This is a genomic window from Microbacterium mangrovi, assembly GCF_000802305.1.
Lineage (GTDB): Bacteria > Actinomycetota > Actinomycetes > Actinomycetales > Microbacteriaceae > Microbacterium > Microbacterium mangrovi.
This window is the reverse complement of record NZ_JTDK01000002.1, coordinates 27,851-54,269: the sequence shown is the minus strand read 5'-3', so window position 1 is coordinate 54,269 and position 26,419 is coordinate 27,851. Positions and strand designations below refer to the sequence as shown.

General features: G+C 71.1%; 30 protein-coding genes. 13 read left to right on the top strand and 17 right to left on the bottom strand.

What is annotated here, in order from left to right; genetic code table 11:
• Positions 1-22: 22 nt before the first annotated feature.
• Together xylB and xylA are read right to left on the bottom strand one after the other, a co-directional pair.
• Positions 23-1,420 (bottom strand): xylulokinase, encoded by a 1,398-nt coding sequence (gene xylB / locus LK09_RS02060; RefSeq protein ID WP_039395217.1) that lies wholly within the window; start codon positions 1,418-1,420, stop codon positions 23-25.
• Position 1,421: 1 nt separating this feature from the next.
• A complete protein-coding gene (gene xylA / locus LK09_RS02055; RefSeq protein ID WP_039395213.1) occupies positions 1,422-2,615 on the bottom strand; it encodes a xylose isomerase in 1,194 nt (397 codons plus the stop codon).
• Positions 2,616-2,690: 75 nt separating this feature from the next.
• On the opposite strand from xylA, the gene LK09_RS02050 reads away from it, so the two are divergent.
• Positions 2,691-3,860: an ROK family transcriptional regulator gene (locus LK09_RS02050; protein WP_331454258.1), complete on the top strand. Its 1,170-nt coding sequence runs from the start codon at positions 2,691-2,693 to the stop codon at positions 3,858-3,860.
• 6 nt (positions 3,861-3,866) lie between these two features.
• Here the strand turns inward: LK09_RS02050 and LK09_RS02045 are convergent, their stop codons facing one another.
• The 10 genes from LK09_RS02045 to LK09_RS02000 all read right to left on the bottom strand — a co-directional run bounded on the left by LK09_RS02045 (position 3,867) and on the right by LK09_RS02000 (position 12,781).
• Entirely contained in the window at positions 3,867-5,171 is a 1,305-nt protein-coding gene (locus LK09_RS02045; protein WP_039395207.1) for an O-antigen ligase family protein, read from the bottom strand.
• A gap of 45 nt (positions 5,172-5,216) precedes the next feature.
• Positions 5,217-5,621: an Rv3235 family protein gene (locus LK09_RS02040; protein ID WP_052226308.1), complete on the bottom strand. Its 405-nt coding sequence runs from the start codon at positions 5,619-5,621 to the stop codon at positions 5,217-5,219.
• Positions 5,622-5,729: 108 nt separating this feature from the next.
• A complete protein-coding gene (locus LK09_RS02035) occupies positions 5,730-6,146 on the bottom strand; it encodes an Rv3235 family protein (RefSeq protein WP_039395204.1) in 417 nt (138 codons plus the stop codon).
• Between the two features lie 95 nt (positions 6,147-6,241).
• Positions 6,242-6,988, bottom strand: coding sequence for an ABC transporter permease (locus LK09_RS02030; RefSeq protein WP_039395201.1), 747 nt, complete (start codon positions 6,986-6,988; stop codon positions 6,242-6,244).
• 36 nt (positions 6,989-7,024) lie between these two features.
• Positions 7,025-7,816: a COG4705 family protein gene (locus LK09_RS02025; protein ID WP_052226307.1), complete on the bottom strand. Its 792-nt coding sequence runs from the start codon at positions 7,814-7,816 to the stop codon at positions 7,025-7,027.
• A 45-nt stretch (positions 7,817-7,861) separates the two neighbouring features.
• The gene (locus tag LK09_RS02020; RefSeq protein ID WP_039395198.1) at positions 7,862-8,842 is read right to left on the bottom strand and encodes a sensor histidine kinase; all 981 of its coding nucleotides are present in this window, start codon (positions 8,840-8,842) and stop codon (positions 7,862-7,864) included.
• A gap of 25 nt (positions 8,843-8,867) precedes the next feature.
• Positions 8,868-9,572: a response regulator transcription factor gene (locus LK09_RS02015; RefSeq protein ID WP_231562927.1), complete on the bottom strand. Its 705-nt coding sequence runs from the start codon at positions 9,570-9,572 to the stop codon at positions 8,868-8,870.
• Positions 9,573-9,624: 52 nt separating this feature from the next.
• On the bottom strand, positions 9,625-10,398 hold the full coding sequence (locus LK09_RS02010) for an alpha/beta fold hydrolase (RefSeq protein ID WP_039395688.1): 774 nt from the start codon (positions 10,396-10,398) through the stop codon (positions 9,625-9,627).
• Positions 10,399-10,441: 43 nt separating this feature from the next.
• Positions 10,442-11,884, bottom strand: coding sequence for an HNH endonuclease signature motif containing protein (locus LK09_RS02005; protein ID WP_052226306.1), 1,443 nt, complete (start codon positions 11,882-11,884; stop codon positions 10,442-10,444).
• 246 nt (positions 11,885-12,130) lie between these two features.
• Positions 12,131-12,781: a class I SAM-dependent methyltransferase gene (locus LK09_RS02000; RefSeq protein WP_039395195.1), complete on the bottom strand. Its 651-nt coding sequence runs from the start codon at positions 12,779-12,781 to the stop codon at positions 12,131-12,133.
• Between the two features lie 123 nt (positions 12,782-12,904).
• Here LK09_RS02000 and LK09_RS01995 point away from each other — a divergent pair, with 123 nt between their 5' ends.
• The 6 genes from LK09_RS01995 to LK09_RS01970 all read left to right on the top strand — a co-directional run bounded on the left by LK09_RS01995 (position 12,905) and on the right by LK09_RS01970 (position 17,228).
• Complete coding sequence (locus tag LK09_RS01995) at positions 12,905-13,456, top strand: PadR family transcriptional regulator (RefSeq protein ID WP_039395192.1); 552 nt, start codon at positions 12,905-12,907, stop codon at positions 13,454-13,456.
• Between the two features lie 4 nt (positions 13,457-13,460).
• Positions 13,461-15,149: an ABC1 kinase family protein gene (locus LK09_RS01990; RefSeq protein ID WP_039395190.1), complete on the top strand. Its 1,689-nt coding sequence runs from the start codon at positions 13,461-13,463 to the stop codon at positions 15,147-15,149.
• Between the two features lie 13 nt (positions 15,150-15,162).
• Complete coding sequence (locus tag LK09_RS01985; RefSeq protein ID WP_039395187.1) at positions 15,163-15,510, top strand: DUF2200 domain-containing protein; 348 nt, start codon at positions 15,163-15,165, stop codon at positions 15,508-15,510.
• A gap of 121 nt (positions 15,511-15,631) precedes the next feature.
• Positions 15,632-15,835: a cold-shock protein gene (locus tag LK09_RS01980; protein WP_039395184.1), complete on the top strand. Its 204-nt coding sequence runs from the start codon at positions 15,632-15,634 to the stop codon at positions 15,833-15,835.
• A 158-nt stretch (positions 15,836-15,993) separates the two neighbouring features.
• Positions 15,994-16,500, top strand: a complete 507-nt coding sequence (locus LK09_RS01975) for a sigma-70 family RNA polymerase sigma factor (protein WP_052226305.1) — start codon at positions 15,994-15,996, stop codon at positions 16,498-16,500.
• Entirely contained in the window at positions 16,497-17,228 is a 732-nt protein-coding gene (locus LK09_RS01970; protein WP_052226304.1) for an anti-sigma factor family protein, read from the top strand. The genes LK09_RS01975 and LK09_RS01970 overlap by 4 nt, the downstream gene beginning before the upstream one ends.
• 28 nt (positions 17,229-17,256) lie before the next feature.
• On the opposite strand, the gene LK09_RS21880 is transcribed toward LK09_RS01970, so the two are convergent.
• The gene (locus tag LK09_RS21880) at positions 17,257-18,840 is read right to left on the bottom strand and encodes a hypothetical protein (protein ID WP_052226303.1); all 1,584 of its coding nucleotides are present in this window, start codon (positions 18,838-18,840) and stop codon (positions 17,257-17,259) included.
• 173 nt (positions 18,841-19,013) lie between these two features.
• On the opposite strand from LK09_RS21880, the gene LK09_RS01960 reads away from it, so the two are divergent.
• Entirely contained in the window at positions 19,014-19,829 is an 816-nt protein-coding gene (locus LK09_RS01960) for an alpha/beta fold hydrolase (RefSeq protein ID WP_052226302.1), read from the top strand.
• Between the two features lie 35 nt (positions 19,830-19,864).
• On the opposite strand, the gene LK09_RS01955 is transcribed toward LK09_RS01960, so the two are convergent.
• A complete protein-coding gene (locus LK09_RS01955; RefSeq protein ID WP_039395181.1) occupies positions 19,865-20,287 on the bottom strand; it encodes a DUF1801 domain-containing protein in 423 nt (140 codons plus the stop codon).
• A 96-nt stretch (positions 20,288-20,383) separates the two neighbouring features.
• On the opposite strand from LK09_RS01955, the gene LK09_RS21350 reads away from it, so the two are divergent.
• Complete coding sequence (locus LK09_RS21350) at positions 20,384-20,557, top strand: hypothetical protein (protein WP_156138614.1); 174 nt, start codon at positions 20,384-20,386, stop codon at positions 20,555-20,557.
• 12 nt (positions 20,558-20,569) lie between these two features.
• On the opposite strand, the gene LK09_RS01950 is transcribed toward LK09_RS21350, so the two are convergent.
• The gene (locus LK09_RS01950) at positions 20,570-21,592 is read right to left on the bottom strand and encodes an SDR family oxidoreductase (protein WP_039395179.1); all 1,023 of its coding nucleotides are present in this window, start codon (positions 21,590-21,592) and stop codon (positions 20,570-20,572) included.
• Between the two features lie 77 nt (positions 21,593-21,669).
• Between LK09_RS01950 and LK09_RS01945 the strand changes: the two genes are divergently transcribed.
• The 3 genes from LK09_RS01945 to LK09_RS01935 all read left to right on the top strand — a co-directional run bounded on the left by LK09_RS01945 (position 21,670) and on the right by LK09_RS01935 (position 23,435).
• On the top strand, positions 21,670-22,203 hold the full coding sequence (locus LK09_RS01945) for a TetR/AcrR family transcriptional regulator (RefSeq protein WP_039395176.1): 534 nt from the start codon (positions 21,670-21,672) through the stop codon (positions 22,201-22,203).
• Positions 22,204-22,302: 99 nt separating this feature from the next.
• Positions 22,303-22,764 carry an SRPBCC family protein gene (locus LK09_RS01940; protein WP_039395172.1) on the top strand — a complete coding sequence of 154 codons (462 nt, stop codon included), beginning with the start codon at positions 22,303-22,305 and terminating at the stop codon, positions 22,762-22,764.
• Positions 22,761-23,435: a class I SAM-dependent methyltransferase gene (locus LK09_RS01935; protein WP_039395169.1), complete on the top strand. Its 675-nt coding sequence runs from the start codon at positions 22,761-22,763 to the stop codon at positions 23,433-23,435. The genes LK09_RS01940 and LK09_RS01935 overlap by 4 nt, the downstream gene beginning before the upstream one ends.
• Here the strand turns inward: LK09_RS01935 and LK09_RS01930 are convergent.
• Positions 23,428-24,759 (bottom strand): DUF1254 domain-containing protein, encoded by a 1,332-nt coding sequence (locus LK09_RS01930; protein ID WP_039395166.1) that lies wholly within the window; start codon positions 24,757-24,759, stop codon positions 23,428-23,430. The genes LK09_RS01935 and LK09_RS01930 overlap by 8 nt on opposite strands.
• 93 nt (positions 24,760-24,852) lie before the next feature.
• Entirely contained in the window at positions 24,853-25,287 is a 435-nt protein-coding gene (locus LK09_RS01925; RefSeq protein WP_039395152.1) for a VOC family protein, read from the bottom strand.
• Positions 25,288-25,338: 51 nt separating this feature from the next.
• Here LK09_RS01925 and LK09_RS01920 point away from each other — a divergent pair, with 51 nt between their 5' ends.
• A complete protein-coding gene (locus LK09_RS01920) occupies positions 25,339-26,418 on the top strand; it encodes a DNA polymerase IV (RefSeq protein WP_197060947.1) in 1,080 nt (359 codons plus the stop codon).
• Position 26,419: the final 1 nt, after the last annotated feature.

Sequence of the window (26,419 nt, the reverse complement as noted above, 5' to 3'; positions counted from 1 at the left end):
CGGTTGCGTGGTCCTCCGTCGCTCATGCCTCCCGGGCCGCGGCGTCCGCCGCTGCGCGATACGCCGCCAGGATCTCGGGGCGGGTGTCGACGGCGGGGGATGCCTCCACCGGCACCTGCCAGGCGGGGCGCTCCCCGGTCAGCGCCCACCCGGCCTGGCGGGCGGCCCCGAGCGCGACGTACTCCGCGGGTTCGGGCACCGTCACCGGGAGGTCGAAGACCTGTGCGGCGATGCGGGAGACCGCCGGGTTTCGCGCGGCACCGCCGATGAGGCGGATGCGGCGCGCGTCGACGCCCTGGGCGCGGATCGCTTCGAGGCCGAGGGCGAGGGAGCAGAGCATCCCCTCGATCGCGGCACGGGCGAGATGCGGGCGGGTCGTCGTGGCGAGGGTCAGCCCCGAGACGGATGCCCGGGCATCCGGCAGGTTCGGAGTGCGCTCGCCCTCGAACCACGGCACCAGGACGACGCCTCCGGCGCCCGGTTCGGCCTCGAGTGCCAGGGCGCCGAGTTCGTCGTGCGAGACGGCCAGCAGCGCGGCGACCGCGTCGAGCACGCGGGCGGCGTTCAGCGTCGCGATGAGAGGGAGGTAGCGGCCGGTGGCGTCGGCGAATCCGGCGACTGTTCCGGTGGCATCCGCCGTGGGCCGGTCGGTCACCGCGAACACCGTGCCGGAGGTGCCGAGCGACACGACGACGTCGCCGGGGGCGGCGTCCAGACCGAGCGCGGCGCCGGCGTTGTCGCCCGAGCCGGCTCCGACGACGAGCTCGCCGGCCCGCACCGACTCCGCCGGGCCGAGCACACGCGGCAGTACGGCGTCGTGGCCGAGGGCGCGCACGAGCAGGTCGCGATCGTAGCCGTCCGGGCCGTGGTAGGCGGTGCCGGATGCGTCGGAGCGGTCGGTCACCAGCTCGTCGAGCTGCGGGTCGTCGGGGCCGAAGCCGCGCAGCCGCCAGGTCAGCCAGTCGTGCGGAAGGGCGACGGCGGCGACACGGGCCGCGTTCTCGGGCTCCGCGTCGCGCAGCCAGCGCAGCTTCGTCGCGGTGAAGGACGCCACCGGGACGACGCCGGTACGCCGGGCGTACTCCGCGGCGCCGACCTCGCGGACGAGGTCGGCTGCGGCATCCGCCGAGCGGGTGTCGTTCCACAGCAGCGCCGGACGGATGACCCGGCCCTCGGAATCCAGCGCGACCATGCCGTGCTGCTGACCGCCGATCGAGACGGCCGCGACGTCGTCGAGGCCGCCGGCATCCCGGATCGCACTCTGCAGTGCGACCCACCACGCGTCCGGGTCGACTTCGGTGCCCTCCGGATGGGAGGCGCGGCCGGTGCGCACGACGTCGCCGGTGGCGAGATCGACGATCACCACCTTGCAGGACTGGGTCGACGAGTCGACACCGGCGACGAGCGTGCGATCGGTCATCTCAGCGAGCACCCATCAGGTGCTCGGCGGCCAGCTGCTGCAGGCGGACGAAGCCGAAGCCGCGGGCACCGAAGTAGCCGGCGGGGTCGAAGTCCTCGTAGGCGGAGCGGTCGGCCAGGAGGTCGTCGTAGGACTCGCCGGCGCCGAGCGTGGGCTGGCGCAGCTCGTCGACGCGGGCCGCGGCGAGGGCTTCCTGCACCTCGGGGTCGGCCCGGAACGCGCGGGCGCGCTCCTTCAGCAGCAGGTACATGCGCATGTTGGCCGCAGCCGAGTCCCACACGCCGGTCTCGTCCTCGGTGCGCGAGGGCTTGTAGTCGAAGTGGCGCGGACCGTCGTACGCGGGTCCGCCGTTCGGGCCGCCGTTCTCGAGCAGGTCGACGAGCGCGAACGCGTTGTGCAGGTCGCCGTGGCCGAACACGAGGTCCTGGTCGTACTTGATGCCGCGCTGGCCGTTGAGGTCGATGTGGAAGAGCTTGCCGCGGTCGAGCGCCTGCGCGATGCCGGCGGCGAAGTTGAGTCCGGCCATCTGCTCGTGCCCGACCTCGGGGTTGAGGCCGACGAGCTCCGGACGCTCCAGGGAGTCGATGAACGCGATCGCGTGCCCGAGGGTGGGCAGGAGGATGTCGCCGCGCGGCTCGTTCGGCTTCGGCTCGATCGCGAAGCGGATGTCGTAGCCCTTGTCGGTGACGTAGTCGCCGAGCAGGTTCACGGCCTCGCGGTAGCGCTCGAGCGCGGCGCGGATGTCCTTCGCGCTGTCGTACTCGGCGCCCTCGCGGCCGCCCCACATGACGAAGGTCTTCGCGCCGAGCTCCGCGGCGAGGTCGAGGTTGCGCAGCACCTTGCGCAGCGCGAACCGGCGCACGGCGCGGTCGTTGGAGGTGAACCCGCCGTCCTTGAAGACCGGGGCGGAGAAGAGGTTGGTGGTCACCATCGGGACGATGAGGCCGGTGGCACCCAGCGCGCCCTTGAGGCGGTCGATCTGGTTCTGGCGCTCGGCGTCGGTGGAGCCGAACGCGAAGAGGTCGTCGTCGTGGAAGGTGAGGCCGTAGGCGCCCAGCTCGGAGAGCTTCTCGACGACGTGCACCACGTCGAGGGCGGGGCGGGTGGGGCCGCCGAACGGGTCGGCGCCGTTGTAGCCGATCGTCCAGAGACCGAAGGAGAACTTGTCGTCGCGCGTGGGCGTGGGGACGGTCATGGCATTCCTGTTCGTCGTCGAATTGGTATTTGTTGGAGCATACAACATATGGCGGAAAAGGTCTAGTGTGGAGGAATGGTGATGGAAGCGGTGCTGGGCGCCCGCGAGGCGAATCTGGGGCGTGTCCTGCAGATCCTCCATCTGGAGGGTCCGCAGCCGCGAGCGAGTCTCACCGAGCGCACCGGACTGAACAGATCGACCACCGCGAGCCTCATCGCGGAACTCGTCGAACTCGGCCTCGTCGAAGAGAGCGCCCCCGAGCCGACCAACCGCGTCGGCCGCCCGTCGCCGGTCGCCTCCGTCGATCCCCGGGTCGTCGCGATCGCCGCGAACACCGAGGTGGATGCCGTCACGCTCGCCGCCGTGCGCCTGGACCAGACCGTCGCGCTGCGCGAGCGGATCCCGGTCGACGGCCCCCTCACGCCCGAGCAGACCGCCGACCTCATCGCCGGCCGGGTGCGCGACTGGCAGGATGCCGCGCTCGCCGGATCCCGCATCGTCGGAATCGGGATGGCCGTGCCGGGACTCGTCCGGGTCGCCGACGGGCTCGTGCGCCAGGCGCCCCACCTGGGCTGGCGGGATGCCCCGCTGCGCGACCTCGTCGCATGCCGCACCGGATTGCCGGCCTTCGTCGAGAACGACGCGAGCCTCGGCGCCGTGGCCGAGCACCTCTTCGGCGCCGCGCGCGGCATCGACCACGTCGTCTACCTCGACAGCGCCAGCGGCATCGGCGGCGGACTCGTCGTGCACGGGATGCCGGTCACCGGCGCCGCCGGATACGCCGGCGAGTTCGGGCAGAACCGTCCCGGCATCCTCGACGCCGCCGACCAGCGCGCGCCCGGCGGCGTGCTCGAGGACGAGGTCAACCGCGACCGCGTCCTGGCGCTGCTCGGACTGAGCGGAGTGGACGAGACGATGCTGGCCGCCGCGATCGCGTCCTCCGCCGATCCGGCGGTCGCGATCGAGCTCTCCCGCCAGACCCGGGTGCTGGCGGCGGCGCTCGCCAACGCGGTCAACGTGCTGAACCCCTCCATCGTCGTGCTGGGCGGCTTCCTCGCGACGCTCGAGGAGCTCGCCCCCGACGATCTCGCCGCGCAGGTGCGCGCCCAGTGCATGCCCGCCAGTGCGGAGGACCTCGAGATCCGCCCCGCGCTGCTCGGCGTCGACCGTCAGCTGGTGGGCGCGGCGGAGGCCGCGTTCCGCGAGCTGCTGCGGGCTCCGGCATCCGCCGTTCCGGTGGTCTGACCCGCGTCAGGTGCGGTGGGGGAGACCCTCGTCCGGTTCGGGACTCGCGAGGCGCTCGCGCCACGACCGGGTCTGCCCGGCTCGCACCGCGCACACCACGAGGATCATCCAGCCCGCGCCGAACAGCGCGACGCTCTCGAACACCGAGTTGGTGAGGATCGTGACGAGGATCATCGGCACCCACGCGTAGACGATCGAGCCGCGCTGGCTCGCGACCAGCCACGACCGCACCAGCGCGACGCCGGCGAGGGCGGCGAACAGGACCACGCCCACCCAGCCGACCTGCAGCAGCAGGTCGGCGTACCCATTCAGGGATGTCGTGTAGCTGCGGTCGATCGAGTAGTTGATGGACTGGAACGGATACTGCTCCAGCGGCCACGGGCCGAACCAGCCCCAGCCCTGCACGGGATAGGTGCGCACGTACGGGGCGAGCACCCGCCACAGGTTCGCCCGGATCGAGAACTCCGACCCTGCCGCGCGGATGATCTGGTGCCGCAGCAGATACGCCGCGATGACCCCGAGCAGCACGATGACGCCGAGCACCCACTGGACGGGGGCCCGGTCGCGGGGGCGCACCCGGCGCACCAGCGTCAGGGCACCGGCGGCGAGTCCGACGGCGGCGGCGAGCACCAGCACCACGGGGGAGCGGCTGAACACCGCGAGAAGGCCCGCCACCACGACGGAGAACCCCGCCAGTCGCGGGGAGACCGATGCGCTGCGCCACTCGATGAAGAAGGTGACCAGGGCCAGGACGGCCACGAAGCCCAGCATGTTGCGCGAGCCGAAGATGCCCTCGATGGGCCCGAACTGCGCGATGTTGCCGTCGATGCCGAACAGGTGCAGCGGGTGCGGCATGAGGATGCCGACGACGATCTCCAGCCCGAGCGAGATCGACAGCAGCCAGCGCATCACGTCGCCGAGGGCGCGCGCGGTCTGCAGGGTGTCGCGCACATGCCCGACGACGATCGCGAGCAGGGCGATCCCGACCTGGGAGATCGTGCCGATCACGGTGTCGGACGGCGAGGCGCTCCAGAACACGCTGATCGCGCACCAGCCCACGAAGAGGATCAGCGAGATCGGCACGAGGTGCAGAAAGCGGATCTCCTGGCGGCGGGCCACCAGCATCCCGACCCCGATGACGCACAGGCCCACGATGATCGTGACGTACGTGACGGTCCCGGCCAGCCATTGGATCGCGTTCGCCGACAGCACGGCGGCGAACGCGGCGAGAGTGAACGCCCGTGCCATCCCCGCGGAATGGAGGAGCGCCGGAAGCCACCGCGTCGGGGCGGTCGGGACGGGCGAGGTCATCGCACTCAGGCTACCCGCAGGCCGTGGTCCGGCCGGGAGGACAGGTCAGATGACGACGATGTCCGTGGCGCGCCACCGGGACCCGATGGCTTCGAGCCGCATCGTGATCGCGCGGATCCGGTCGCCGGGCCGGACCACGACGGCCGCCTCGATGGCGTCGGCGGCCGGTGCGGTCCAGCGCACGCTCAGGATGCTGATCGCCGGGCGCACCGGTGCCGAGCCCGACCGCCGTCGTGCCTGCGCGGCCTGCGTCGCCCGCTGGACGAGCGCGCGATAGGGCTCCTGCGCGAGGAAGCGGGCGAGCTGCGCCGGCTCGCGAACCCCGGCGCGCACCTCGAGGATGCCCCGCGCGAGGTTGCGGATGAGCGCCTCCGGGTCGGGGAGCGCGGCCACCGGCCGCCTCCGGTCGTCGTCGTCCCACAGCGGGATGTGTGCGAGTGTCGCCGGCATCGGGCCCCCTCGGTGTTCTGCAACTGCAACGGCAAGTTCCGAACACGGGCCCGACTCCCACCCTAGGGCCGATCACAGCCGCCCGCTATGAGAAGTCCCTTAGGTTTCTTAGAGCATCGCGATGGACTCCGCGCGCCATCGACCCCGGAACTCCTCGAGCCGCACCGCGACCGCCCGGGTGCGCGCCTTTCCGGCGACGATGACCGTCGCCTCGACGACGTCGTCGGCAGGCCAGGTGCAGCGAACCGTGGTCACCACCACCGCCGAGGTCGCCGCCGGGATGCCGCGCGCACTCCGGGCCCGCGCCGCCAGGTTCGCCCGCACGACGATGGACCGGAACGCCGGCTCCGACATCCAGCGCGCCAGGTGCTCCACCGGCCGCATCCCCGCGATCACCTCCAGCACGCCCTGCGTGAGGTTGTGCAGCAGCGGTGTGGGGTCGGGGAGCGCGGCATCCGTGCGGGGCTCGGACGTCGAACGCGGATACGACACGTACGGGGCCGGTCGGGCCGCGGGTGGCGACATGTGTCCTCCTCAGGGCGGCGGATGCTCGTCGCCCCATCGAACACGGAACGTCGATGCTGCTTCAACCGACGCCCGCCGGCCTGTGGATAACTCCGCTATCGCAGCGGCACCGGCTTCACCCGCACCGGTGCCATCCACAGCGTCACGAGCACCGCCGTCACCGCGCCCGCCGCCATGATGCCGGCGAGCACGACGATCTGGAACCGGCCGGCCTCCAGCGGCGAGACGCCGCCGAAGATGGCGCCGACGAACGCCCCCGGAAGGGTCACCAGCCCCGTCGTCTTGGTCTGATCGGTCGACGGGATGAGGGCCGAGTACACGGCCTGTCGTGCCAGGTCGCGCGTGGACTGGCGGGGTGCGGCGCCGAGCGCCATCCATCCCTCGACCTGATCCCACTGATCGATCGTCATCTCGGTGAACCGGCGTCCGGCGAGGGTCGCGATGCCCATCGAGTTGCCGATCACGATGCCGCCGATCGCCAGGACGTAGCGGGCGGAGAACTCGATCGCGCCGGTGGTGAACACGACGACGAGGGTCACGGCGATCCCCGCCGCCATCGCCGAGAACATCATCAGGGCGTGCGACCCCGACCAGCCGATCCGGTGCGTGGCCGTCGAAGACGCCACGACGAACATCACCACCAGGGCCAGCCCCACCCACAGCGCGTTCGTGATGACGCCGGTGAGGATGACGCTCACCACGGCGAGCTGCAGCATCCCCCGCAGCACCGCCAGCGCCGGCGCCCACCGGTGCGGCGCGCCGAACACGGCGAGCACCCCGGTGGCGACCGCGATGAGCACGGCGACGCCGATCAGGGTGGAGACCAGCACCGAGGTCGTCACGCTACGAGGGTATGCCGCTTCTTCGCGTGCCGGCGGTCACACCAGGTCGTCGGACAGACGACGCCGCGACACCGGCAGGTACATCAAGCCGACCAGCACCACCATCACGGCGGCGAAGGCCAGAGTCACCCAGCCGCCGCCGAGGCCGAGGCCGCCGACGGCCTCCGGCTTCGCGAGCCAGTCCGCGACCGATGCTCCGAGGGGCCGCGTCACCACGTACGCGAACCAGAAGCTGAACACCGCGTTCCAGCGCCAGAACCGGTACCCGATCGCCGGGACCAGGATCAGCACCGCGAAGAGCGCGATGGAGGCCACGTATCCGAGGCCGAGGCCGTACGCCGTGAAGTCGCCGAGGGCCGTGCCCATGGCGAACGTGGCGACCACGGCCGCCCAGTAGAACAGCTCGCGGCGGGTCGTGGTGACCTCATGCACCGAGAGGGTTCCCTCCGTGCGCCGCCACAGCACGAAGACCGCGGCGAGCACGAGCGCGTAGAACAGGGTCGACAGCGGATACGGCACCCCGAAGGCGACGTGCACGACGTCGGCGGCCATCGTGCCGAACACGCCCACCATCGCGACCGTCAGCCAGTACGCCCAGGGCGTGTAGCGACGGCGCCCGAGCTGGATGACGAGCGCCACGACGAACGCCGCGAAACCGCAAAGGACCGCGACGACGGGCGGCATCACGTGGATGCTGAAGTCCGACGCGGCCTCGCCGAGTGCCGTTGACACAGCCTTCGTCGCCCAGAACAGCGGGGTCGGGTCGGGAACGCGCTGCGGAGAGCGCCGCACACGGGCCGCCTGCCGACCGGTGACGAGTGGCTGCATCCTCTCAGTGAACGACGAGCGCTCTCAGAATCGTCTGAGATGCGTTCAGCCGGTCGGCAGGGTCAGGGTGAACGTCGTCCCCGACGACGACGTGTCGGTCACCTCGATGCGGCCCCCGTTGCGGTCCGCCAGGTCGCGCACGAGCGCGAGACCGAGGCCGAACCCCTCTCGCGTCGAGCCGGCATCGCTGTGCGCGAACCGCTCGAACACGCGATACCGGTCGATGCCCTGGAGCCCCGGACCGTGGTCGGTGACCGCGAGCGCGAACCGGCCCCGGGCTGCGGTGACCGCCGACACCTCGACGGAGGATCCGTCCGGAGAGTGCGCGATCGCGTTGTCGACGAGGGCGACGATGCTGCGGCGCAGCGTCGCGGGCGGCACACGGGTGCTGATGCCGGGTTCGATGGTCACGTTCAGCCGGATGCCGCGCGGTGTGCCGAGCAGGCGCAGGTCGTCCACAGCCGGTTCGATCACGTCGGCCACGGCATACGGCTCGGCGGTGTCCTCGCGCGGGGAGGAGGCCAGCAGCAGATCGGTGATCACATCGCCGAGCGCGGCCACGTCAGCGCGCAGCTCGTCGAGGTTCTCGCCGGGGTCCTCGCCGGCATCCAGGTCCTGCTTGAGCACCTCGACCCGCGCGCTGATGACGGTGAGCGGGGTGCGCAGCTCATGGCTGGCATCCGCCACGAAGGTCCGCTGCATCCGGAGCGCGTCGCCCAGGGGACGCACCGCCCGTCGCGCGATGAGCCAGCTCAGCAGGCTGGCCAGGATGATCGCGCCCACCCCGACGATGACGAGCGCGGCGAGCACGGTCTGCGCATCCACGTAGATGCGCGTCTGGCCGGGCGGCGGCTTCTCGAGGCGTTCGCGAGGCGCCGACTGCCGCACGACGTAGATCACCGACACCACGACGACGAGTGCCACGATGAGGGCCGCCACCGCCGTGATCTGCGCCGTGACGATGCGCGACGCGCGCGTGATCGCGGCGGCGTCGGCACTGGTCTGCGCGGGGCTCTTGCGGGTCATGTCGTGCCTCGGGATCGCCGGGGGATCAGAGCTGGCCCAGCCGGTAGCCCTTGTGGCGAACGGTCAGGATGATGTCGCGTTCGGTCTTGCGGCGCAGGTAGTGGACGTACGTGTCGACCGTGCCGGGCTGATCTTCGGTGCTGAACACGGTCCGCAGGATCTGCTCCCGCGTGTAGGTGCGCTCCGGATGCTCCGCGAGCAGGCGCAGGAGGGACGACTCGCGCGGGGTCAGCAGCACGCGGCCGAGATACGGGGAGTGCACGAAGTCGTCGTCGGGGTAGAAGGTCCAGTCGCCGATCGGAAGCGCCTTCCCCTGCGGATCGAACGTGCGCGTCAGCGCGCGCAGGCGCGCTTTCAGCTCATCGAATTCGAACGGCTTGACGAGGTAGTCGTTGGCGCCGGCATCCAGCCCCTCGACCTTGTCGGACGTGGTGCCGAGCGCCGTGAGCATGAGGATCGGCGACGCGATGCGCTGGGCGCGCGCCTTCTGCACGATGTCCATGCCGTCGGCATGCGGCAGGCGCCGGTCGATGACCATGACGTCGTGGTCTCCGCTGAGCGCGCGCTCGAGCCCCTGCTCGGGATCGGCGACGAGCTCGACCTCGAACGACGTGGAGAGCACCTTCGCCGTGAGCGGCCCGAGCTTGGGGTCGTCTTCGATGAGCAGGAGGTACGGACGGGCGCCCGGCTCGCGGGCGCCGGGGTCGCGCAGGGGAGGGGCGCTGGTCACGGGGCCATGCTAGTGCGGCGGGCGTGCGAGGATGCCGTGGCGCCGGGCACGGTCACATCCGCTGCGTGATCACGCGGGCCGTGGCGACCGGGTCGGCGCGGTGCATCACCGACTCGGGGACGACCACCAGTTCGGCGCCGGGCACCGCGCCCGCCAGCCGGTCGGACGAGCCGATGAGGAACGGGAACGTCTGCTCACCGCGCAGCACCGTGACCGGTTGGGTCACCGCCAGCGCGTCGGCGCTCGGCTGCTTCAGGCGCAGGGTGAGCTGCGCGTCGTAGACGACGGACTGCCCGAGCGGGGCGAGGGCGGCGAGCATCCCGTTGGTGCGACCGGCGTCCACCATGTCGGCGGGCAGTCCGATCGCGCCGAGCTGGAAGGCCGCGACGGCCTCCTCGGGATGCCCGTCGTCGACCAGCTGCTGAAGGCGGACGACGAGCTCCTCGCCGTAGCCGGCGTCGTCGAACTGGATGGGCGGTTCCGACAGGAACAGTGCGCCGGTCGGCACGCCGCGGTGGGCTGCGTAGAGGGCCAGGATCGCACCGGACGAGTGGCCCAGCACGGCATCCGCCCCGCCGACCGCGTCGATCACGGCGGCGAGGTCGGCGACCTCGTCTTCGGGGGTTGATCCGCGCTTGTCGCCGCTGCCCACGCGGGCTCGGCGATCCCAGGTCACGGCCCGGAAGCCGGCGTCGGCGAGGGCCTCGGCGAGGGGGCCGGCATCCGCCCCCGTGGAGAGGGCGCCGTTGACGATCACGACGGTGCGCCCGTCGCCCACCACGGTGTATGCGATCGGGGTGCCGTCGGCAGATGCTGTCGTACTCATGTGGCCCATGCAAGCACCGACCTCCGACATCCGGGAGTCATCGTCAGAAGGGAGGATGTTCTCCGTGTTCGCGGCGGGGCGCGAGCGGGTGGCCGGCGCGGCTCCCCGGTCTTCCGGAACGACCAGGCGCATCGGCATTCCCTGGTGGGTTGCCGGGTGGTCGGTCGGGGACGAATCGGACGGCGGCCGGGGGTCGGGTGCGGTATCCGCGTCGTGTGGGTGAGGTGAAGTGGAGGATGCCGCCGGGGAGTTGCTGCACGGTCCAGTCGGTGTGGTGTTTCACGGTGTGGTGGCGTTCGCAGAGGCAGGCGAGGTTGCACAGGGCGGTGGGTCCGCCGTCGGCGTGTGCGGTGGTGTGGTCGATGTCGCATTTTTTGGCGGGGCGGCGGCAGCCGGGGAACCGGCAGGTCTCATCCCTGGCTTGCAGGAGACGTCGCATGGCGGTGCAGGGTCGGCGTTTGTCGACGGTGACCGGGGTTCCGGTGGTCGGGTCGGTGAAGATCCGGTACCAGTCGTCGGATCCGCCGGCGAGGTGTCGGGCGGTGTCGTCGTCGACGAGGCCTGCGCCGGGGATCTGCGTGCCGCCGAACGTGGTGCCGGCCAGGGTGGAGGCGGGGATGGTGAGGTGCACGGTGGCTGTAATGGCGCCGAGTGCATCGCGGTGTTCGGGGGTGGTGCCGTGCCCGTCGGGGACGCTGGTGAGCAGCAGGTCCAAGGCGACATCGGCCATGATCTGCGCCCTCGTGCGCTCATCCGGAACGAACTCCGTGTCCGAGTCAGTCGCATTGCCCTCGGCCGCTGCGGCGTCTTCTTGGTTTTGGGTGTGGAGTTCGGTGGCGATGTCGGTGAGGCGGTTGTAGGTGCCTTCGATGTGGGCGGTGGGGCCGGTGATGATCAGCTGCCCCACGCCTGGCTCGAGCACCCGTTTGCGTACGGACCGGCGTTGCACGGCTTCCTTGATCCGGTCCTGGGTGCCGTGGGGGTCGAGCCGGTCCACCAACACACCCAGGGCGTCCTTCAGTTGGGCGGGAGTGAGCTCGCCGGCCAGGTCGATCGCGTACCGCTCATACTTCCGCCGGATGTCGGGGTCGTCGATGACGCCGCCGACGTCCGCGATCGTGGTCGCGTGCTGCGGGGACACGTTGCCGTCGCTGACCTCGTACATGGTCTCGGTGAACCGGGTCATCAGCACGTGGGCTTGGTTCACCCGGGACGCGACCTGGTACTCGGACAGGCGCAGCGCGGCGGCGATCTCGGCGTAGATCTCCCGCATCGCCAATTGCGATGCGGACACCACCGCCCCGGTGTCGGTCTGCTGGGCGCGCTCGTGTTCCCGCCGTCGTACCAGGGCGGCGACCCCGGCGAAGAAGTGCATCTCGACCGCGAACGCGGACGCGGCCCGGGCCCGCGCCGCCCCCAGATCATCGACCAGCATGTCCAGGTCAGACAGCACCGGAGAGAGCCCACCGTGCGACGTGTCGGCCATGGTGCTCCCTCCGATCCGTTGAAATGTTCGAACTCGATACCTCCACACTATCGAACACGCATCCACAATGCAAGCGGGTTGCAGCACATCTTGATGCCCAACCCGGGCGAGCGTTTCGTCTCGCTACGCTCGCTCAACGACCGGCGGACGCGGGGACGTGTCGTCTCGCTGCGCGGTTCCTGGGCGAGCGCCAGCGACACGAAGGGCGCTCAACGGCCGGGGTGCAGGACTGCCCATCCCGGGCCACTACCGGCGGCGGAGGAGGATGACGCCGTCGTCGAGGGTCGCGGGGGAGCCGTCGGGGGCCGTGGCGTCCCGGCGGCGCACCTCGCACAGCACGGTCTCCCAGGCGGCCGGGTCGTAGGCGAGACGGGCGAGGTCCTCGTCGGGCGGCAGCAGCTCGGCGGCGTGCTCGTGCAGCTGCGAGGCCCATGGCGGGGGCGCGGCGTGCGAGGTGATGAGAAGGTGCCCGTCCGGGGCGACGAACTCCGCCGCCCGCCGCAGCACCGCCACCCGGTCGAGCATCGTCGGGGAGTGCAGGAAGCTGGCGGTCACCAGCGCGAAGCGCCCGTCGGTCTCGAACGTCTCGAGGTCTGCGGCGACGAACCGCAGCCGATCCTCGAGGCCGCGCTCGCGGGCGGCCGCCTCGCCGCGTGCCACGGCAGTGGGTGAGATGTCGACGGCGGTCACCGTCCAGCCGTGCTCGGCGAGCCACACGGCATCCCCGCCTTCGCCGCAGCCGAGGTCGAGTGCGGTGGCGGGCTCCAGTCCGGTGGCGACATCCGCGAGCACGGCGTTCACGCGGCCCGACCAGACGCGGTCGGACTCGGCGTACCGCTGCTCCCAGAAGGCCGCCGCGGCGGTCGGCTCGGCGTGCGGATGCGGGGATTCGGTCATGACTCCCAGTCTTGCCCGTCCGAGGACGAGAATGTGAGGGATCGGCCCCTTCACCCTAGGCCGATCGAGGTCAGCGATATATCGTTGTATATCGCTGAGAAACGCTCGGCGGGGGAGGTCATCATGAGCGGTACCAACTCGGGCGGCTTCGGCGCCTACGGATTCGGCAACGGCCAGCATCGCGAAGGGCTCTGGGACGCCCTCGGCCAGTTGCGCTCGACGTTCGAGCAGCGCATGAGCCCGCGCATGTCCAAGGGCGACGTGCGCGCCGCCGTCATCGCCCTGCTCGCGGAGCAGCCGATGCACGGCTACCAGATCATCAGCGAGATCGAGCAGCGCAGCAACGGGGCGTGGAAGCCGAGCGCCGGCTCGGTCTACCCGACGTTGCAGATGCTCACCGACGAGGGACTCCTCACCGCGACGGAGGCGAACGGCCGCAAGACCTATTCGCTCACCGAGGCGGGCCGGGCCGAGGCGGCGGCCGCCGCCGACAAGCCCGCCCCGTGGGAGGCGACGTCGGCCCGCGAGCACGGCGCGCTGCCCAAGGCCGGGATCGAGCTGCTGCAGGTCGCCGCCCAGGTCGGCCGCACCGGCAGCCCCGAGCAGGTCGCCGAGGCGGTCGTCGCGCTCGACGAAGCCCGGCGCAAGCTCTACGGCATCCTCGCGCAGGGCTGACCGCGTGGCATCGGCGCGAATCACCGGCAGACGGTACCGGCGGATCCTGCGATTCGCGGGCCGCGTGATCGTCGAGATGTGGTGGTTCGAGCTGTTCCTGCCGCGCTTCGGCCTGGGGCGCCGCGCCGCGGCCGGGCGCGACGCGCGTCTGACCCGCATCGCCCGGCGCTTCCATGCGCTCGCGATCGAACTGGGCGGGCTGATGATCAAGGTCGGGCAGTTCCTGTCCGCGCGCCTGGACGTGCTTCCTCCGGCGATCACCGAAGAGCTGGCGGGCCTGCAGGACGAGGTGCCCCCGGTGCCGTTCGCCGGCATCCGGGAACTCGCCGAGGCGGAGCTCGGGATGCCGCTGGAGCGCGCGTACGCGGCGTTCGACGAGACCCCCGTCGCCGCGGCATCCCTGGGGCAGGCGCACCGGGCGCGGCTGCCGGACGCGATCGCGGCCGAGACCGGATTCGCCGACGTCGTCGTCAAGGTGCAGCGTCCCGGGATCGACCAGATCGTCGACACCGACCTGGCGGCGCTTCGCCAGGTGGCGCGGTGGCTGAGCCGGGTGCGGGTCGTGGCATCCCACGTCGACACGCCGGCGCTGGTCGAGGAGTTCGCGCACACGAGCCTGCAGGAGATCGACTACCTGCACGAAGGCGCCAGTGCCGAGCTGTTCGCCGAGGACTTCGCCCCCGACCCGCGGGTCGGCGCGCCGATCGTCGCGTGGGAGCGCACCACCCGGCGCGTGCTGACACTGTCGGACGTCACCGCGATCAAGATCAACGACGTGGCATCCCTGCGCGCGGCCGGGATCGATCCGTCGGCGGTGGCGGCCGTCTTCGCCGAGGTCATGTTCGAGCAGCTGTTCACGCACGGGCGCTTCCACGCCGACCCGCACCCCGGCAACATCTTCGTGACACCGCTTCCGGATGCCGTCCCGGGTGCCGGGCCCGGATGGCGCCTCACGTTCATCGACTTCGGGATGATGGGAGCGATCCCGGATTCGCTGCGCGCCGGCCTGCGGCGCCTGCTCATCGCGATCGCCGCGCGCGACGGCAAGGGACTGGTCGCCGGCATCCAGGACGTCGGGATGCTGCTGCCCAACGCCGACACGTACGCGCTGGAGAAGGCGCTGACCGAACTTTTCGCGCGTTTCGGGGGTATGGGATTCGCGCAGCTGCGGGACGTGGATCCGGCCGAGTTCCAGAAGTTCGGCGACGAGTTCGGCCACGCGATCCGCGCGCTGCCGTTCCAGCTGCCGGAGAACTTCCTGCTCGTGATCCGCGCGATGTCGCTCACCTCCGGAGTCTGCAGCGCGCTGGATCCGCAGTTCAACATCTGGAGTTCGATCGAGCCGTTCGCGTCGCGGCTGCTGTCCGAAGAGGGCGGCAGTGCGATTCAGGATGCCGCCAAACAGGTGCTGTCGACCCTCGGCGTGGTCGCCCGGCTCCCCAACCGCATCGACTCGGTGATCGACCGGATCGAGGCCGGAAGGCTCGATGTGTCCACCCCGGCGCTGGATCGCAAGCTCGAACGACTGGAGCGCGTGGCACGCCGGGTGATGTCCGCGGTGATCTTCGCAGGGCTGCTGGTCGGGGGCATCCTGCTGCTCCCGGTGAGCCCTCCGCTGGGTGTCGTCTTCATGATTGCATCGGCGCTTCCCCTGATTCATTCGCTCTTTGCGGGCGCAGTGGGCCGTCGCTGAGTACGCTGGTCCTGTGGAGCACAGGATCTTCGGCACGACCGTCGCGTCGGTCTACCCGCTCTACCTGAACAAGGTGGAGCGCAAAGGCCGATCGAAGGACGAGCTCGACGAGGTCATCACGTGGCTCACCGGCTTCGACGAGAACGGGTTGCAGCAGCAGCTCGCCGAGGAGTCGACGTTCGCGGAGTTCTTCGCGGACGCCCACCTCAACCCGAACGCCTCGCTCATCACCGGGGTCGTCTGCGGGGTCAAGGTGCAGGAGATCGACGATCCCCTGATGCAGAAGATCCGCTACCTGGACAAGCTCGTCGATGAGCTCGCCCGTGGCAAGGCGATGGAGAAGATTCTGCGGACAGCATGAGGATGCCGGCATCCGCCACCACCCCGGCGGGCACGCCCGCCCCAGAAAACGTCTGCGCCGCACTCGTCGGCGCGGCACCCCGGTCGCCTCGGCGACCCGAACAACAAGAAGGAAAGACACGATGGCTACTGGCACCGTGAAGTGGTTCAACTCCGAGAAGGGCTACGGATTCATCGCACCGGACGACGGCTCGGCCGACCTGTTCGCGCACTACAGCGCGATCGCAGGCGACGGGTTCAAGGAGCTCCAGGAGGGGCAGAAGGTCGAATTCGACGCCGAGCGCGGACCCAAGGGCATGCAGGCAGCGAACATCCAGGCGCTGTGATGAACTGACCGTCGGCCGGAACCTCGATCGGGGTTCCGGCCGGCGGCGTCTTCGGGCCCCGGCGTGAACCATCGGGCGGTCCGGTCTCGTGTCACTGATGCCACCCGGCGATCCGGCCGGGGGCGCACACTTGAGCGTGTGAGGGGGCGACACAGAGGATGACGGCCGACGATGCTGCTCTGCTGCGCGCCCTGAACGACGAATACGCCCCGTCGCTGCGGCGGTATGTGATCTCCCTCACCGGGAGCACCCTGCAGGCGGACGACATCGTCCAGGAGACCCTGCTGCGCGCCTGGCGCAAGCCGAGCGTGCTCGACCAGAGCGGGGCATCCGCCCGTGCGTGGCTTTTCACCGTCGCCCACAACCTCGTGATCGACGGGGTGCGCAGCGCCCGCAGCGTGCACGAGATCGCGACCGACGAGCTGCCCGATGCGCCCACCGAAGACGACATCGACGCCCGGTTCGACCGCTGGCTGGTCGCGGACGCCCTGGCCGGCCTGTCGTACGAGCACCGGGCGGTGATCGTGCACGCCTACTACGGCGGGCGGTCGACGGCTGAGATCGCCGGGGCGCTCGGCATCCCGGAAGGCACCGTGAAGTCGCGCATGCACTACGGGCTGCGCGCACTCAAGCTCGCTCTGCAGGAGAAGGGGGTGACCCGATGACCGAGGTGACGCAGGATCACGCGCTGTTCCACGAGTGGGATGCCGCCTATCTGCTCGGTGCCCTGTCGGCAGCCGACCGGCGTGCGTACGAGGAGCACCTCGCGTCGTGCCCGTCGTGTGCGGCGGCCGTCGCCGACCTCGCCGGCGTCCCGGCGCTGCTCGGCGCGGTTCCTCGCGACGAGGCGCTGGCTCTGCTCGACGAGGTGGATGCGCGGTCCGCCGAAACGCGGACGGTCCCCGATCTGGTTCCGGCCCTCGCGGGCCGGGTGCGCCGCATCCGCTTGCGCCGGCGCTGGCTGACCGCCCTGGTCGCGAGTGCGGCAGCGGTGGTGGTCGCCGTCGGCGCGATGTTCGTGCCGTCCCTGATCACGCCGGTCGCGGCGCCCACCGTCACGGCGAGCCTGCACCAGCCCGCGGCATCCTCCACGCGGCTGCCGCTCACGGCCGACGTCACCCTCACCACGAAGAAGTGGGGAACGTCGATCGGCATGGTGTGCCGGTGGACGGCGTCCGCCTCGGGCGGTTACGAGCGCTGGGACTACGGCCTGTGGATCGTGACCGCCGGCGGCAAGGCGCAGCGCGTGGCGACCTGGACCGCGGGCCCCGGAGACGTCGTGCGCACGACGGATTCCACCTCGGTCCCGGTGGCGGACATCGTGCGGATCGAACTGCGCTCGAGCGACGGCCGCACGGTGCTGCTGGCGGCGCCGGTGCGCGCGACGACCTGAGTGGGGCCGCCGCGCGCAGCGGTGGCTGCTACTCGCAGCCGATGCCGTCGTGGTCGCTGTCGAGGCGGTAGATGTCGACGCCGATGACCTTGACGGGGCCGACCACGTAGGCGGGGCCGTTGCCGCCGCCGCCGGCGCAGTCCACGTCGCTCGCGATCGGCACGCACGCCCACGCGTAATTCGGGTCGCACCGCGGTGCGGCGGCGATGGCCGCGGTCGCGGCCGACACCTTGGCGATCGTCGGGTATCCGTACTTGCGGCCGGTGACCTTGACGGTGATCCGCTTGCCCTTGGTGCCGGCGGTCAGCTTCAGCGTGGAGTACTTCGCGCCGGTGATCGCCGTGCCCGAGACGTACCACTGATAGGCGAACGCGGTGCCGGTCGTCCACGTCCCCGGGTGGGCGGTGAGGATCTTGCCGACCTGCTTGGTGCCGCTGATGGTCGGGGTGGATGCCGTCGCCACCTTGAGGGTCGCGGGCGAGGTCCTTACGACGGTCGCGTACCCGGACTTGGTGCCCGTGACCTTGACCGTGATGTTCTTGGTCTTCAGCGAGGTGCCGAGGTACAGCGTGGACCTCGTCGCCCCGGTGATGTAGACCCCGTTCGCGTACCAGTGGTACGAGAACGCCGTGCCGGTGGCCCAGGTGCCGTGGTGAGCGGTGAGGGTCTTGCCGTACAGCGGTGTGCCGGTGATGGTGGCCGGGCCGGAGAGCGTCGTCCGCAGGGTGGATGCCGAGGTGCGTGCCACGGTCGGGTATCCGGACTTGGAGCCCGTCACCCGGACGCTGATCCGCTTGTCGCGCTGGGCCGCCGTGAGCTTGAACGCGGAGGCGCTCGCCCCGGTGATCGCGGTGCCGTTCGCGTACCAGTGGTACGAGAACGTCGTGCCGGGGCTCCAGGTGCCGGGCACAGCCTTGAGGGTCAGACCGACGGCGGCGTAGCCGGAGATCTTCGGGGTCGCCGGGCGCATGACGAGTTTGGTTCCGACGGAGGTCCGCGCGACGATCGCGTACCCGGTCTTCGACCCGGTGACTTTGACCGTGATGCTCTTGCCGTCCTGCAGCGTCGTCAGGCGGAAGGTCGGTGCAGTGGCGCCCGGAATGGCGGTTCCCGCCGCGTACCACTGATACGCGAAGGTCGTCCCGGTGGTCCAGATGCCGGGCTTGGCGGTCAGTGTCGTCCCGACGATCGCCGACCCTGCGATCGTCGGCACGGCGGTGGAAAGGCATCCGGTCGCCGTGACCGGGGCCGTGAACAGGGTGCCGGCGGCGTCGGTCGGGGCGAACGTCGCCGTGTAGTCGCCGGCCGGGGCATCCGGACGGGCAGTCAGCGTCGTGCTGAATGCGCCGGTCCCATCCACCGTGATCGGGGACAGGGATGCCGGGTCGACGAGGTTCACGGAATCGACGTTCGAGATCGAGACCTCGTAGCTTCCCGGAGCCTGGCCGGTACCGGTGACCGTGAAGTCGTGTGCGAGGCACACCGGCGACGGGCTGACCGACACGGTCGGCCCGAGGCCGTCGGCGAGGGCCGGCATCCCTCCGATCGAACTGATGGCGAGTGCGGCGACCACGGTGATCCCCGCACGCGAAAGCAGCGTCTTCGTCTGCATCCTGTTCACTCTCCCGATTGCTCGTGAATCTCGACGCAGGCGCAGCGGTGCGCTCTCCCCAGCGAGAATTCCCCAGTTGACGCCTGCATCCCATGTGCCGACGCCGATTTCGCGAGCCTATCAGCACGACGGAAGGCGGCTCGGGCCGACGTAGCACGCGGCATACTGGCGGCATGCGCCGCGTGGCCCTGGGAACGGGACTGACGCTCGCCGTCCACGAGCAGGGCGACGGTGAGCCGGTGCTGCTGCTGCATGCCTGGGGCGAGACCCATCGCGTGTTCGACGGTCTCGTTCCGCTGCTGCCGGGTTCGCTGCGGCTCATCGCGCCCGATCAGCGCGGCGTCGGCGACAGCGCGAAGCCCGCGGGCGGCTACGGACCCCGGGATGCCGCGGACGACATGATCGCCCTGCTCGATGCGCTCGGCATCCGGCGGTGCTGGGTCGTCGGCACCTCCAGCGGCGGGTACGTCGCCCAGCAGATCGCGGCGGAGCATCCCGACCGCGTGCGCGGCCTGGTGCTGATCGGCTCGCCCAGCGATCTGCGGGGCCTCGTCCCGGATGCGCTCCGGAGCCTGCTGGAGGGCTTCGGCGACCCGGTGACGCGCGACGACGTGGCCGCCGTGAACGCGGCGATCGCCGTGCACGCACCGGTCGCGCCGGCGTTCCTCGCGGTGCAGACGGACGCCGCGCTGACGATCCCGAAGCACGTGTGGCTGGCGGTACTGGACGGATTGGCCACCGCCGTTCCACCGACGCGCGGCGGGAGGATCGCCGTGCCGACGCTCATCCTGTGGGGCGCTGACGACGACGTGCTCCCGGCCGCGCAGGCCGACGAGCTGGCGCGCGCGATCCCCGGCAGCCGGCTGGTCAGCTACGAGAGCACCGGCCATCTGGTGCTGTGGGAGCGGCCCGAGCGGGTGGCCGCGGACCTCGCCGCATTCATCGCGCCTGAGCCGAGGCATCCGGATCCGTCACGAGTGCACGGTTGAGGTCGCCACTCGTGACAGATCCGCGGCCGCCCGGGTCAGGGGATCGGGTCGTCGCCGCGCTGCCAGGCGATCGCGATGAGGCGCCGCAGCACGTCGAGGTCGATGTCGGTCAGCTTCTTGACGTAGACGCAGCCGGCGCCCTCGGTGTAGGTGCCGAGCCGGGGGAGCAGGGCGGCCCCCTCCGGCAGGTCCTTGAGCCCGTAGAGCGAGAGCTGGGCCTTGCGCGGCGAGAACGCGGTCTTCGGCCAGTCGCCCTGGCGCTTCGGGTCGGACGGCGAGACGTAGCGGTAGCTGCCGTACCCCACCATCGACGGGCCCCACATCACCGGGTCGGCGCCGGTCACCTCGCGGAAGATCGCCGCGAGGGCGATGCCGTCCTCACGGCGCTGCCGGGGCGTCGCGGCATCCAGGAACGCCGACACGTCGGCATCCGTCGGCTTCGTCTTGATCTCGCTCATGGCTCGATTATGGATGCCTCGCGTCGCGCTCGCCGGGATCCTGCTGCATGGCCGGGAGGCGAGTACGGTGGATGCCACCCAGCGAAGGAGGCGTCCATGTCGTCCGAGAACCACAGCGCGCACGGCCCGGACCACGTGCCCGAGCCGGGGGAGCCGACGGTGCCCGAGCTCGAAGAGGACGAGAACATCGCCCCGCGCCCGGAGGAGGAGATCGCGGACGTGCTGCGGGCCGAACCCGACGTCGCAGACCACGCCCGCCACGACGACTGACCTCCCGTCGCTTCAGGATGCCGCGGAGTACGCGAGGATGCTCTCGGCGGTGTCGACGAGGGATTCGTCGACGGACCGCGGCTTCCAGCCCAGCACCCGTTCGGCCTTCGCACCCGTGGACGGGAAATCATGGCCGAGCTGGGGGCGCAGGGCCCTCAACTGCGGGTTGACCACGCCCATCGCGCGGGCGACGAAGACCGGCATCTCGCGGGTCGGCACCTTCGCCGCGCGGTCGCCGAGACGCTCGCGCAGGATGCCGGCGATCTCCACGACTCGCAGGCTGCGTCCGGAGGTCGCCAGGAACCGCTCGCCGACGGCTGCCGGATCGGTCATCGCGCGGAGGTGGAGGTCGGCGACGTCGCGCACGTCGACCCACCCCGTTCCGAACGGCGGGCAGACCGGGAAGGCGCCGCCGAGCAGCCCCCGGACGACGCGCAGCGACGGCGGGTCGTCCTCGCCGAGCATCGGCCCGAGGACGGCGGTCGGATTGACGACCGCGAGTTCGAGGCCGTCGCCTTCGCGTGCGACGAACTCCCACGCGGCGCGCTCGGCCAGGGTCTTCGACTTCGGGTACGGCGCGATGTCGGCGGTGACGTCCGTCCAGTCCTCCTCCGTGAAGGGCCGCGACTCGTCGGGATGCCCGTACACGATGGCCCCGGACGCGCTGGTGAGCACGACGCGCTTCACCCCGGCATCCCGCGAAGCGCGGAGTACCCGGAGCACCCCGTCGCGGGCGGCGGCGATCATCTCGGCCTCGTCCATGGCTGCGCCGCGCAGCGTCGGCGAGGCGACGTGCAGTACGAAGTCGGTGCCGCCGGCGGCGTCGGACCAGCCGGCATCGCCCTGCAGGTCGGCGGCGAGGACGGTGAGCCGGGCGTCGTCGAAGTCGGTGGCGGCGTGCAGTTGGGCGCGTACCCCGGCCTCGCGGCGGAGGTCGCGCACGGTGGTGCGCACGTCGTGGCCGGCTTCGAGCAGTTCGCGGATGCACCATCCGGCGATGAAGCCGGATCCGCCGGTGACGAGGACCGTAGACATGGGGGCTCCTTGGTAGAGTCAAATGGAGAGGTCTCCGATTACCGTAACGGAGAGTTCTCCGGTTAGCAAGGGGAGTCATGGTCCGATCCGACGCACGCGAGAACCGCGAGCGCATCCTCGTGGTCGCCCGGGAGGTGTTCGCCGAGCCCGGCGAGGCATCCCTCAACCAGATCGCCCAGCGCGCCGGCGTCGGAGCCGGCACGCTGTACCGGCACTTCCCGACGCGCGAGGACCTCGTGCTGGCGGTCTACCAGGACGAAGTGGAGCGGCTCGTCGGCGCCGCACCGGAACTCCTTGCGGCGAACGCACCGATCGACGGACTGCGCCTGTGGACCACCGACCTCGTCGCCGCGATGCGCCAGAAGCACGGACTGGGGGAGGCCCTCGGCCAGAGCGCGCACCAGGCGGCCGCCGACCGGTCGTATGGTCCGGTGATGGCGGTGATCACCGCCTTCTTCGAGGCCGGGAAGGCCGACGGGTCGATCCGGGTGGATGCCCATCCCGCCGACTTCCTCATGCTCACCGGTGCCCTGTGGCGGGCGATCGGACACGCCGACGCCGACTCGGGGCGCATGCTGGAGCTGATCCTCGACGGACTCCGCACCCGCTGAGACGTCAGCGCGCCGGGGAGTGAACCCGCCGCGCGCGCCGTACGTGTCACCATTGGAGCAGGATGCCGTCGGCATCCCTCCCCGTCGGAAGCCGCCGGCATGACGATCAGGACCGAGAGCCGCATCACCGTCGCCCGGGATGCCGGCGCCGTCTGGGACTACCTGCGCGACGTCGCACGCTGGACGGAGTGGGCGCCCACCGTGCGGGAATGCCGCATCCGGGGCGGCGGCCCCTTCGAGCCGGGCGCCCGGGTGGAGCAGCGGGCGCACGACTTCGGTGTGGACCACCGCCGCACCGAGCAGGTGACCCGCGTCGACGCCCCGCGAGCCATGGAGTTCGCCGGCACGATGGGCTCCTCCCGGGCGCGCTGGGGGATGGAACTCCAGCCGGCGGGCGAGGCCTCCACCCACGCGACGATGTGGGTCGAGGTCGACCTCGCGAACGTCATGCGCGTCATCCCCGGGCGGGTGCTGCGAGACCGGGTGCAGCGCACCAGCGACCGCGAGATGGCCGCGATCCGGTGGGCGCTGGAACGCGGCGGCGAGCCGGGCGCGCCGTGAACGATGCGGATCGCGAGCGGGCGCGCCTGATCGACACGTACCGCAAGAAGGCGAAGCACTACGACCGCGCGTCCCGGCTGGCGCCCGTGCCCTTCTACCCGCAGCGCGCGCAGCGGCTCCGCGCCGTGCGGGCGCTGGCCCTCCACGCCGGCGACCGGGTGGTGGACGTGGCCTGCGGCACGGGCCTGAACTTCCCGCTGATCGAAGAGCGGATCGGCCCCGGAGGACGGATCGTCGGCGTCGACCTGACCGATGCGATGCTCGCCCGCGCGCGCGAGCGGGTCGACGCGGCCGGATGGGCCAACGTGCGCCTCGTGCAGGGGGATGCCGCCGACTTCGCGTTTCCCGGCGGGGTCGATGCGATCGTGTCCACCTACGCCTTGACGCAGGTGCCGGGCGTCGGCCGGGTGATCGCCCACGGTGCGGCGGCGCTCGCCGTCGGGGGCCGCTGGGTGGTGCTCGACCTCAAGGTCCCCGACGGGCTCCCCGGATGGATGCGGCAGGTCGGCGTGGCGGCGGTGCCGACCTCCGCGTCGCTCGCCGCCTGGGTCGCGCGACGCCCGTGGGAGGCGGTCCGCGATGCCATGCGGGAGGAACTCGACGACCCGCGCTGGACGGAGCTGTGCCTCGGCACCGCATTCCTCGCCGTCGGATCCGGGCGCGTCAGGTGACGCGGCGGATCGCGGGCGGCATCCAGCTCCCGTCGAGGACCGCCGCCTGCGGCGAGTACATGCGCAGCGCGGGCCGGAACGGTCCGGCCGGGGCGGGCAGCCAGTTCGCCCGCCGCTTCGGATCGGAGGGTTCCCGCGCGCTCAGGAACACGGTGATCCCGCCGTCGTCGTCGTATTCGATCCCCGGCGTACGGTCGCCGAGGGAGTAGCGGGCGAGGGGGTTCTCGACGAGGAAGTAGTCCGGCACGTCGTACATGGTGACGCTCCAGAACGCATCGACGGGTGGCACCGGCGACAGGCGCAGCTCGTAGTCGGACGCCCCGGTGAGGGGCTCGCCGTCGGCATCCAGATAGGTGAGGGCGTACGACGCCTCGTAGCCGTGGTTTCCCCACAGCCCGCCCAGCGCCACCAGGGCCCGCTGCAGGATGCGGCGGTCCGGGTCGGTGATCTTCCACGACGGATCGTCGATCGTGCCGATCTCGAAGAAGTCCGTGTTGTAGTCCGTGGCGTGGATGGCGGGAAGCCAGCCGTTCACCAGGGCGGTGCCGCCGCCGGTGCGCAGCGCGGTCTCGACGCGCTCGCGCCCGATCCCGAATCCCGCGCGAAGGGCCTCCAGCACGTCGTCGGGCATGCCGATGATGGGCTGCGCCCCGCTCAGGCCCAGCTCCTCGAGGTGGACCATCATGTGCCGGTCCGAGTGACCGGGAGGGAACTCCTCTCCCCACGTGCGCACGCGCTCGAAGAACCGGATCGGATCGGCGGGGTCGCCGACGACGTGCGGAACACCCGCCGGGGCGACGTGCGGAGCCGTGGACTCGAGCGTGGTGGCATCCTGCAGCGCCCGCACGGCGCGCAGGTCGTCCTCGCCGGACACCGCCCACCGCCCGACGATCGACGCGACCCGGGTGGGGAACCGGATGATCACCTCGTCGCCGGCACGGCCGTCCCAGTCGGGGGCGACGAGCAGGAAGTCCCCGCCCCCGCCGCCGATCGACCGCGTGCCGACGTACGCGAAGTTGTTCGTCCAGGCATCCACGAACTGCAGCACGTAGTAGCGCCCGCCCGTGTTCGGGACGTGCAGCCGCACCGGTCCGGGGCCGGTGTCGACCTGGGCCATGCTGTAGACCGTGTCGTTGTTGATCGACACGAACGTGTCGGCCGGGGTCGCGAGAGCGCGGGCGTGCCCGAAGCTGTTAAACGCAGCGCGCGGCACCGATCCGACCCGCTGCTGCGTGTAGCGGACCACCTGCTCGAGGTTCGCGACGAGCGGATAGCCGAAGACGTACGCCTGGGCGGCCATCTCCGTGAGGTCTGCGTCAGCCATGTCGCACCGTGCTTTCTGATCCGATCAGGGCCTTCCGGCTCGATCAGGGGCTTCCCGGTCGATCGCGACTCTACGCCGACGCCGCGGGTCGCGTCAGTGCTTCAGCTCCTCGGCGAACATCACGAGGATGCCGCTCGGACCGCGCAGATACGTGAGCTTGTAGACGTCCCGGTAGTTCGCGACGCCGCGCAGCGGGAAGCATCCGTGACGCGCGGCGATCGCCAGAGCCTCGTCGATGTCGTCCACCGAGAACGCGATCCGGTGCATCCCGATCTCGTTCGGGAGCGTGGGCTCGGTCTCGATCGCGTCGGGGTGGAGGTATTCGAACAGCTCCAGGCGGCCGTGGCCGTCGGGTGTGCACAGCATCGCGATCTTGGCGTGGTTGCCGTCGAGCCCGACGGCGGTGTCGGTCCACTCGCCCTGCACCGTGTCGCGGCCCATGACGGTGAGGCCGAGGTCGGTGAAGAAGGCGATCGCCGCGTCGAGATCCCGGACGGCGATGCCGACGTTGTCGATTGTGATGGCCATGCGAGGATGCTACTGACCCGCTCGGTCCGGGAAGTGACCAGACTGGATGCCATGACCGGATCCGCCCGCCCGTGGGTGCTGCACGTCGACCTCGACCAGTTCATCGCCGCGGTCGAGGTGCTGCGCCGGCCCGAGCTCGCCGGCAGGCCGGTGATCGTCGGCGGCCGCGGCGACCCGACCGAGCGGGCGGTCGTCTCGACGGCGTCGTACGAAGCCCGCGAGTTCGGGGTCGGGTCGGGGATGCCGCTGCGCATCGCCGCGCGCAAGGCGCCGGATGCCGTCATCCTGCCCGTCGACGCACCCACCTACACGGCCGCGTCGAAAGAGGTGATGGCGACACTGCGCGCCCAGCCCGGGGCCGTGGTGCAGGTGCTCGGATGGGACGAGGCGTTTCTGGGAGTCTCGACCGACGACCCCGAGGCGTATGCGCGCGACGTGCAGCGCGCGGTGCTCGAACGCACCCGGCTGCACTGCAGCGTCGGCATCGGCGACACGCTGGTGCGGGCCAAGAACGCGACCGACTTCGGCAAGCCGCGCGGCACGTTCCGGCTGACCGCGGACAACTGGCTGGAGGTCATGGGCGACCGGCCAACCGTCGCCCTGTGGGGGATCGGGTCGAAGATCTCGAAGCGGCTCGCGGCGCACGGCATCCACACCGTGACGGAACTGGCGCACGCCGACGAAGCCGAGCTGGTCGCGGAGTTCGGCCCGAAGATGGGCCTGTGGTACCGGCAGCTGGGGCGTGGCGACGGGGCATCCGTCGTCGACGACACGCCGTGGGTGGCGCGTGGGCACGGACGCGAGACGACGTTCCAGCAGAACATCGTCGAGCGCGCCGAGATCGAGGATGCCGCCCGCGAACTCGTGCGGCAGGTGCTCGAGGACGTCGTCGCCGAAGGCCGCCCTGTCGTCGGCGTGGGGATCAAGGTGCGCTACGCGCCGTTCGTCACGAAGAACCTGGTGCACAAGATCCCCGCGACCTACGACCGCGAGACGGTGCTGACCGAGATCCTCAAGCTCGTGGCGAAGATCGAGCCGGATCGGCCCCTTCGCCTGCTCGGCGTGCGGGCGGAGCTGGCGATGCCCGACGACGCCCGCGAGGGCCACACCCCCACCCGCAGCGGGTGGTGAG

Coding starts and splice junctions, on each gene's coding strand:
- xylB (WP_039395217.1), bottom strand. CDS start 1,420: ATGACCGATCGCACGCTCGTCGCCGGTGTCGACTCGTCGACCCAGTCC.
- xylA (WP_039395213.1), bottom strand. CDS start 2,615: ATGACCGTCCCCACGCCCACGCGCGACGACAAGTTCTCCTTCGGTCTC.
- LK09_RS02050 (WP_331454258.1), top strand. CDS start 2,691: ATGGTGATGGAAGCGGTGCTGGGCGCCCGCGAGGCGAATCTGGGGCGT.
- LK09_RS02045 (WP_039395207.1), bottom strand. CDS start 5,171: ATGACCTCGCCCGTCCCGACCGCCCCGACGCGGTGGCTTCCGGCGCTC.
- LK09_RS02040 (WP_052226308.1), bottom strand. CDS start 5,621: ATGCCGGCGACACTCGCACACATCCCGCTGTGGGACGACGACGACCGG.
- LK09_RS02035 (WP_039395204.1), bottom strand. CDS start 6,146: ATGTCGCCACCCGCGGCCCGACCGGCCCCGTACGTGTCGTATCCGCGT.
- LK09_RS02025 (WP_052226307.1), bottom strand. CDS start 7,816: ATGCAGCCACTCGTCACCGGTCGGCAGGCGGCCCGTGTGCGGCGCTCT.
- LK09_RS02020 (WP_039395198.1), bottom strand. CDS start 8,842: ATGACCCGCAAGAGCCCCGCGCAGACCAGTGCCGACGCCGCCGCGATC.
- LK09_RS02010 (WP_039395688.1), bottom strand. CDS start 10,398: ATGAGTACGACAGCATCTGCCGACGGCACCCCGATCGCATACACCGTG.
- LK09_RS02005 (WP_052226306.1), bottom strand. CDS start 11,884: ATGGCCGACACGTCGCACGGTGGGCTCTCTCCGGTGCTGTCTGACCTG.
- LK09_RS02000 (WP_039395195.1), bottom strand. CDS start 12,781: ATGACCGAATCCCCGCATCCGCACGCCGAGCCGACCGCCGCGGCGGCC.
- LK09_RS01995 (WP_039395192.1), top strand. CDS start 12,905: ATGAGCGGTACCAACTCGGGCGGCTTCGGCGCCTACGGATTCGGCAAC.
- LK09_RS01980 (WP_039395184.1), top strand. CDS start 15,632: ATGGCTACTGGCACCGTGAAGTGGTTCAACTCCGAGAAGGGCTACGGA.
- LK09_RS01975 (WP_052226305.1), top strand. CDS start 15,994: ATGACGGCCGACGATGCTGCTCTGCTGCGCGCCCTGAACGACGAATAC.
- LK09_RS01970 (WP_052226304.1), top strand. CDS start 16,497: ATGACCGAGGTGACGCAGGATCACGCGCTGTTCCACGAGTGGGATGCC.
- LK09_RS21880 (WP_052226303.1), bottom strand. CDS start 18,840: ATGCAGACGAAGACGCTGCTTTCGCGTGCGGGGATCACCGTGGTCGCC.
- LK09_RS01960 (WP_052226302.1), top strand. CDS start 19,014: ATGCGCCGCGTGGCCCTGGGAACGGGACTGACGCTCGCCGTCCACGAG.
- LK09_RS01955 (WP_039395181.1), bottom strand. CDS start 20,287: ATGAGCGAGATCAAGACGAAGCCGACGGATGCCGACGTGTCGGCGTTC.
- LK09_RS21350 (WP_156138614.1), top strand. CDS start 20,384: ATGTCGTCCGAGAACCACAGCGCGCACGGCCCGGACCACGTGCCCGAG.
- LK09_RS01950 (WP_039395179.1), bottom strand. CDS start 21,592: ATGTCTACGGTCCTCGTCACCGGCGGATCCGGCTTCATCGCCGGATGG.
- LK09_RS01945 (WP_039395176.1), top strand. CDS start 21,670: ATGGTCCGATCCGACGCACGCGAGAACCGCGAGCGCATCCTCGTGGTC.
- LK09_RS01940 (WP_039395172.1), top strand. CDS start 22,303: ATGACGATCAGGACCGAGAGCCGCATCACCGTCGCCCGGGATGCCGGC.
- LK09_RS01930 (WP_039395166.1), bottom strand. CDS start 24,759: ATGGCTGACGCAGACCTCACGGAGATGGCCGCCCAGGCGTACGTCTTC.
- LK09_RS01925 (WP_039395152.1), bottom strand. CDS start 25,287: ATGGCCATCACAATCGACAACGTCGGCATCGCCGTCCGGGATCTCGAC.
- LK09_RS01920 (WP_197060947.1), top strand. CDS start 25,339: ATGACCGGATCCGCCCGCCCGTGGGTGCTGCACGTCGACCTCGACCAG.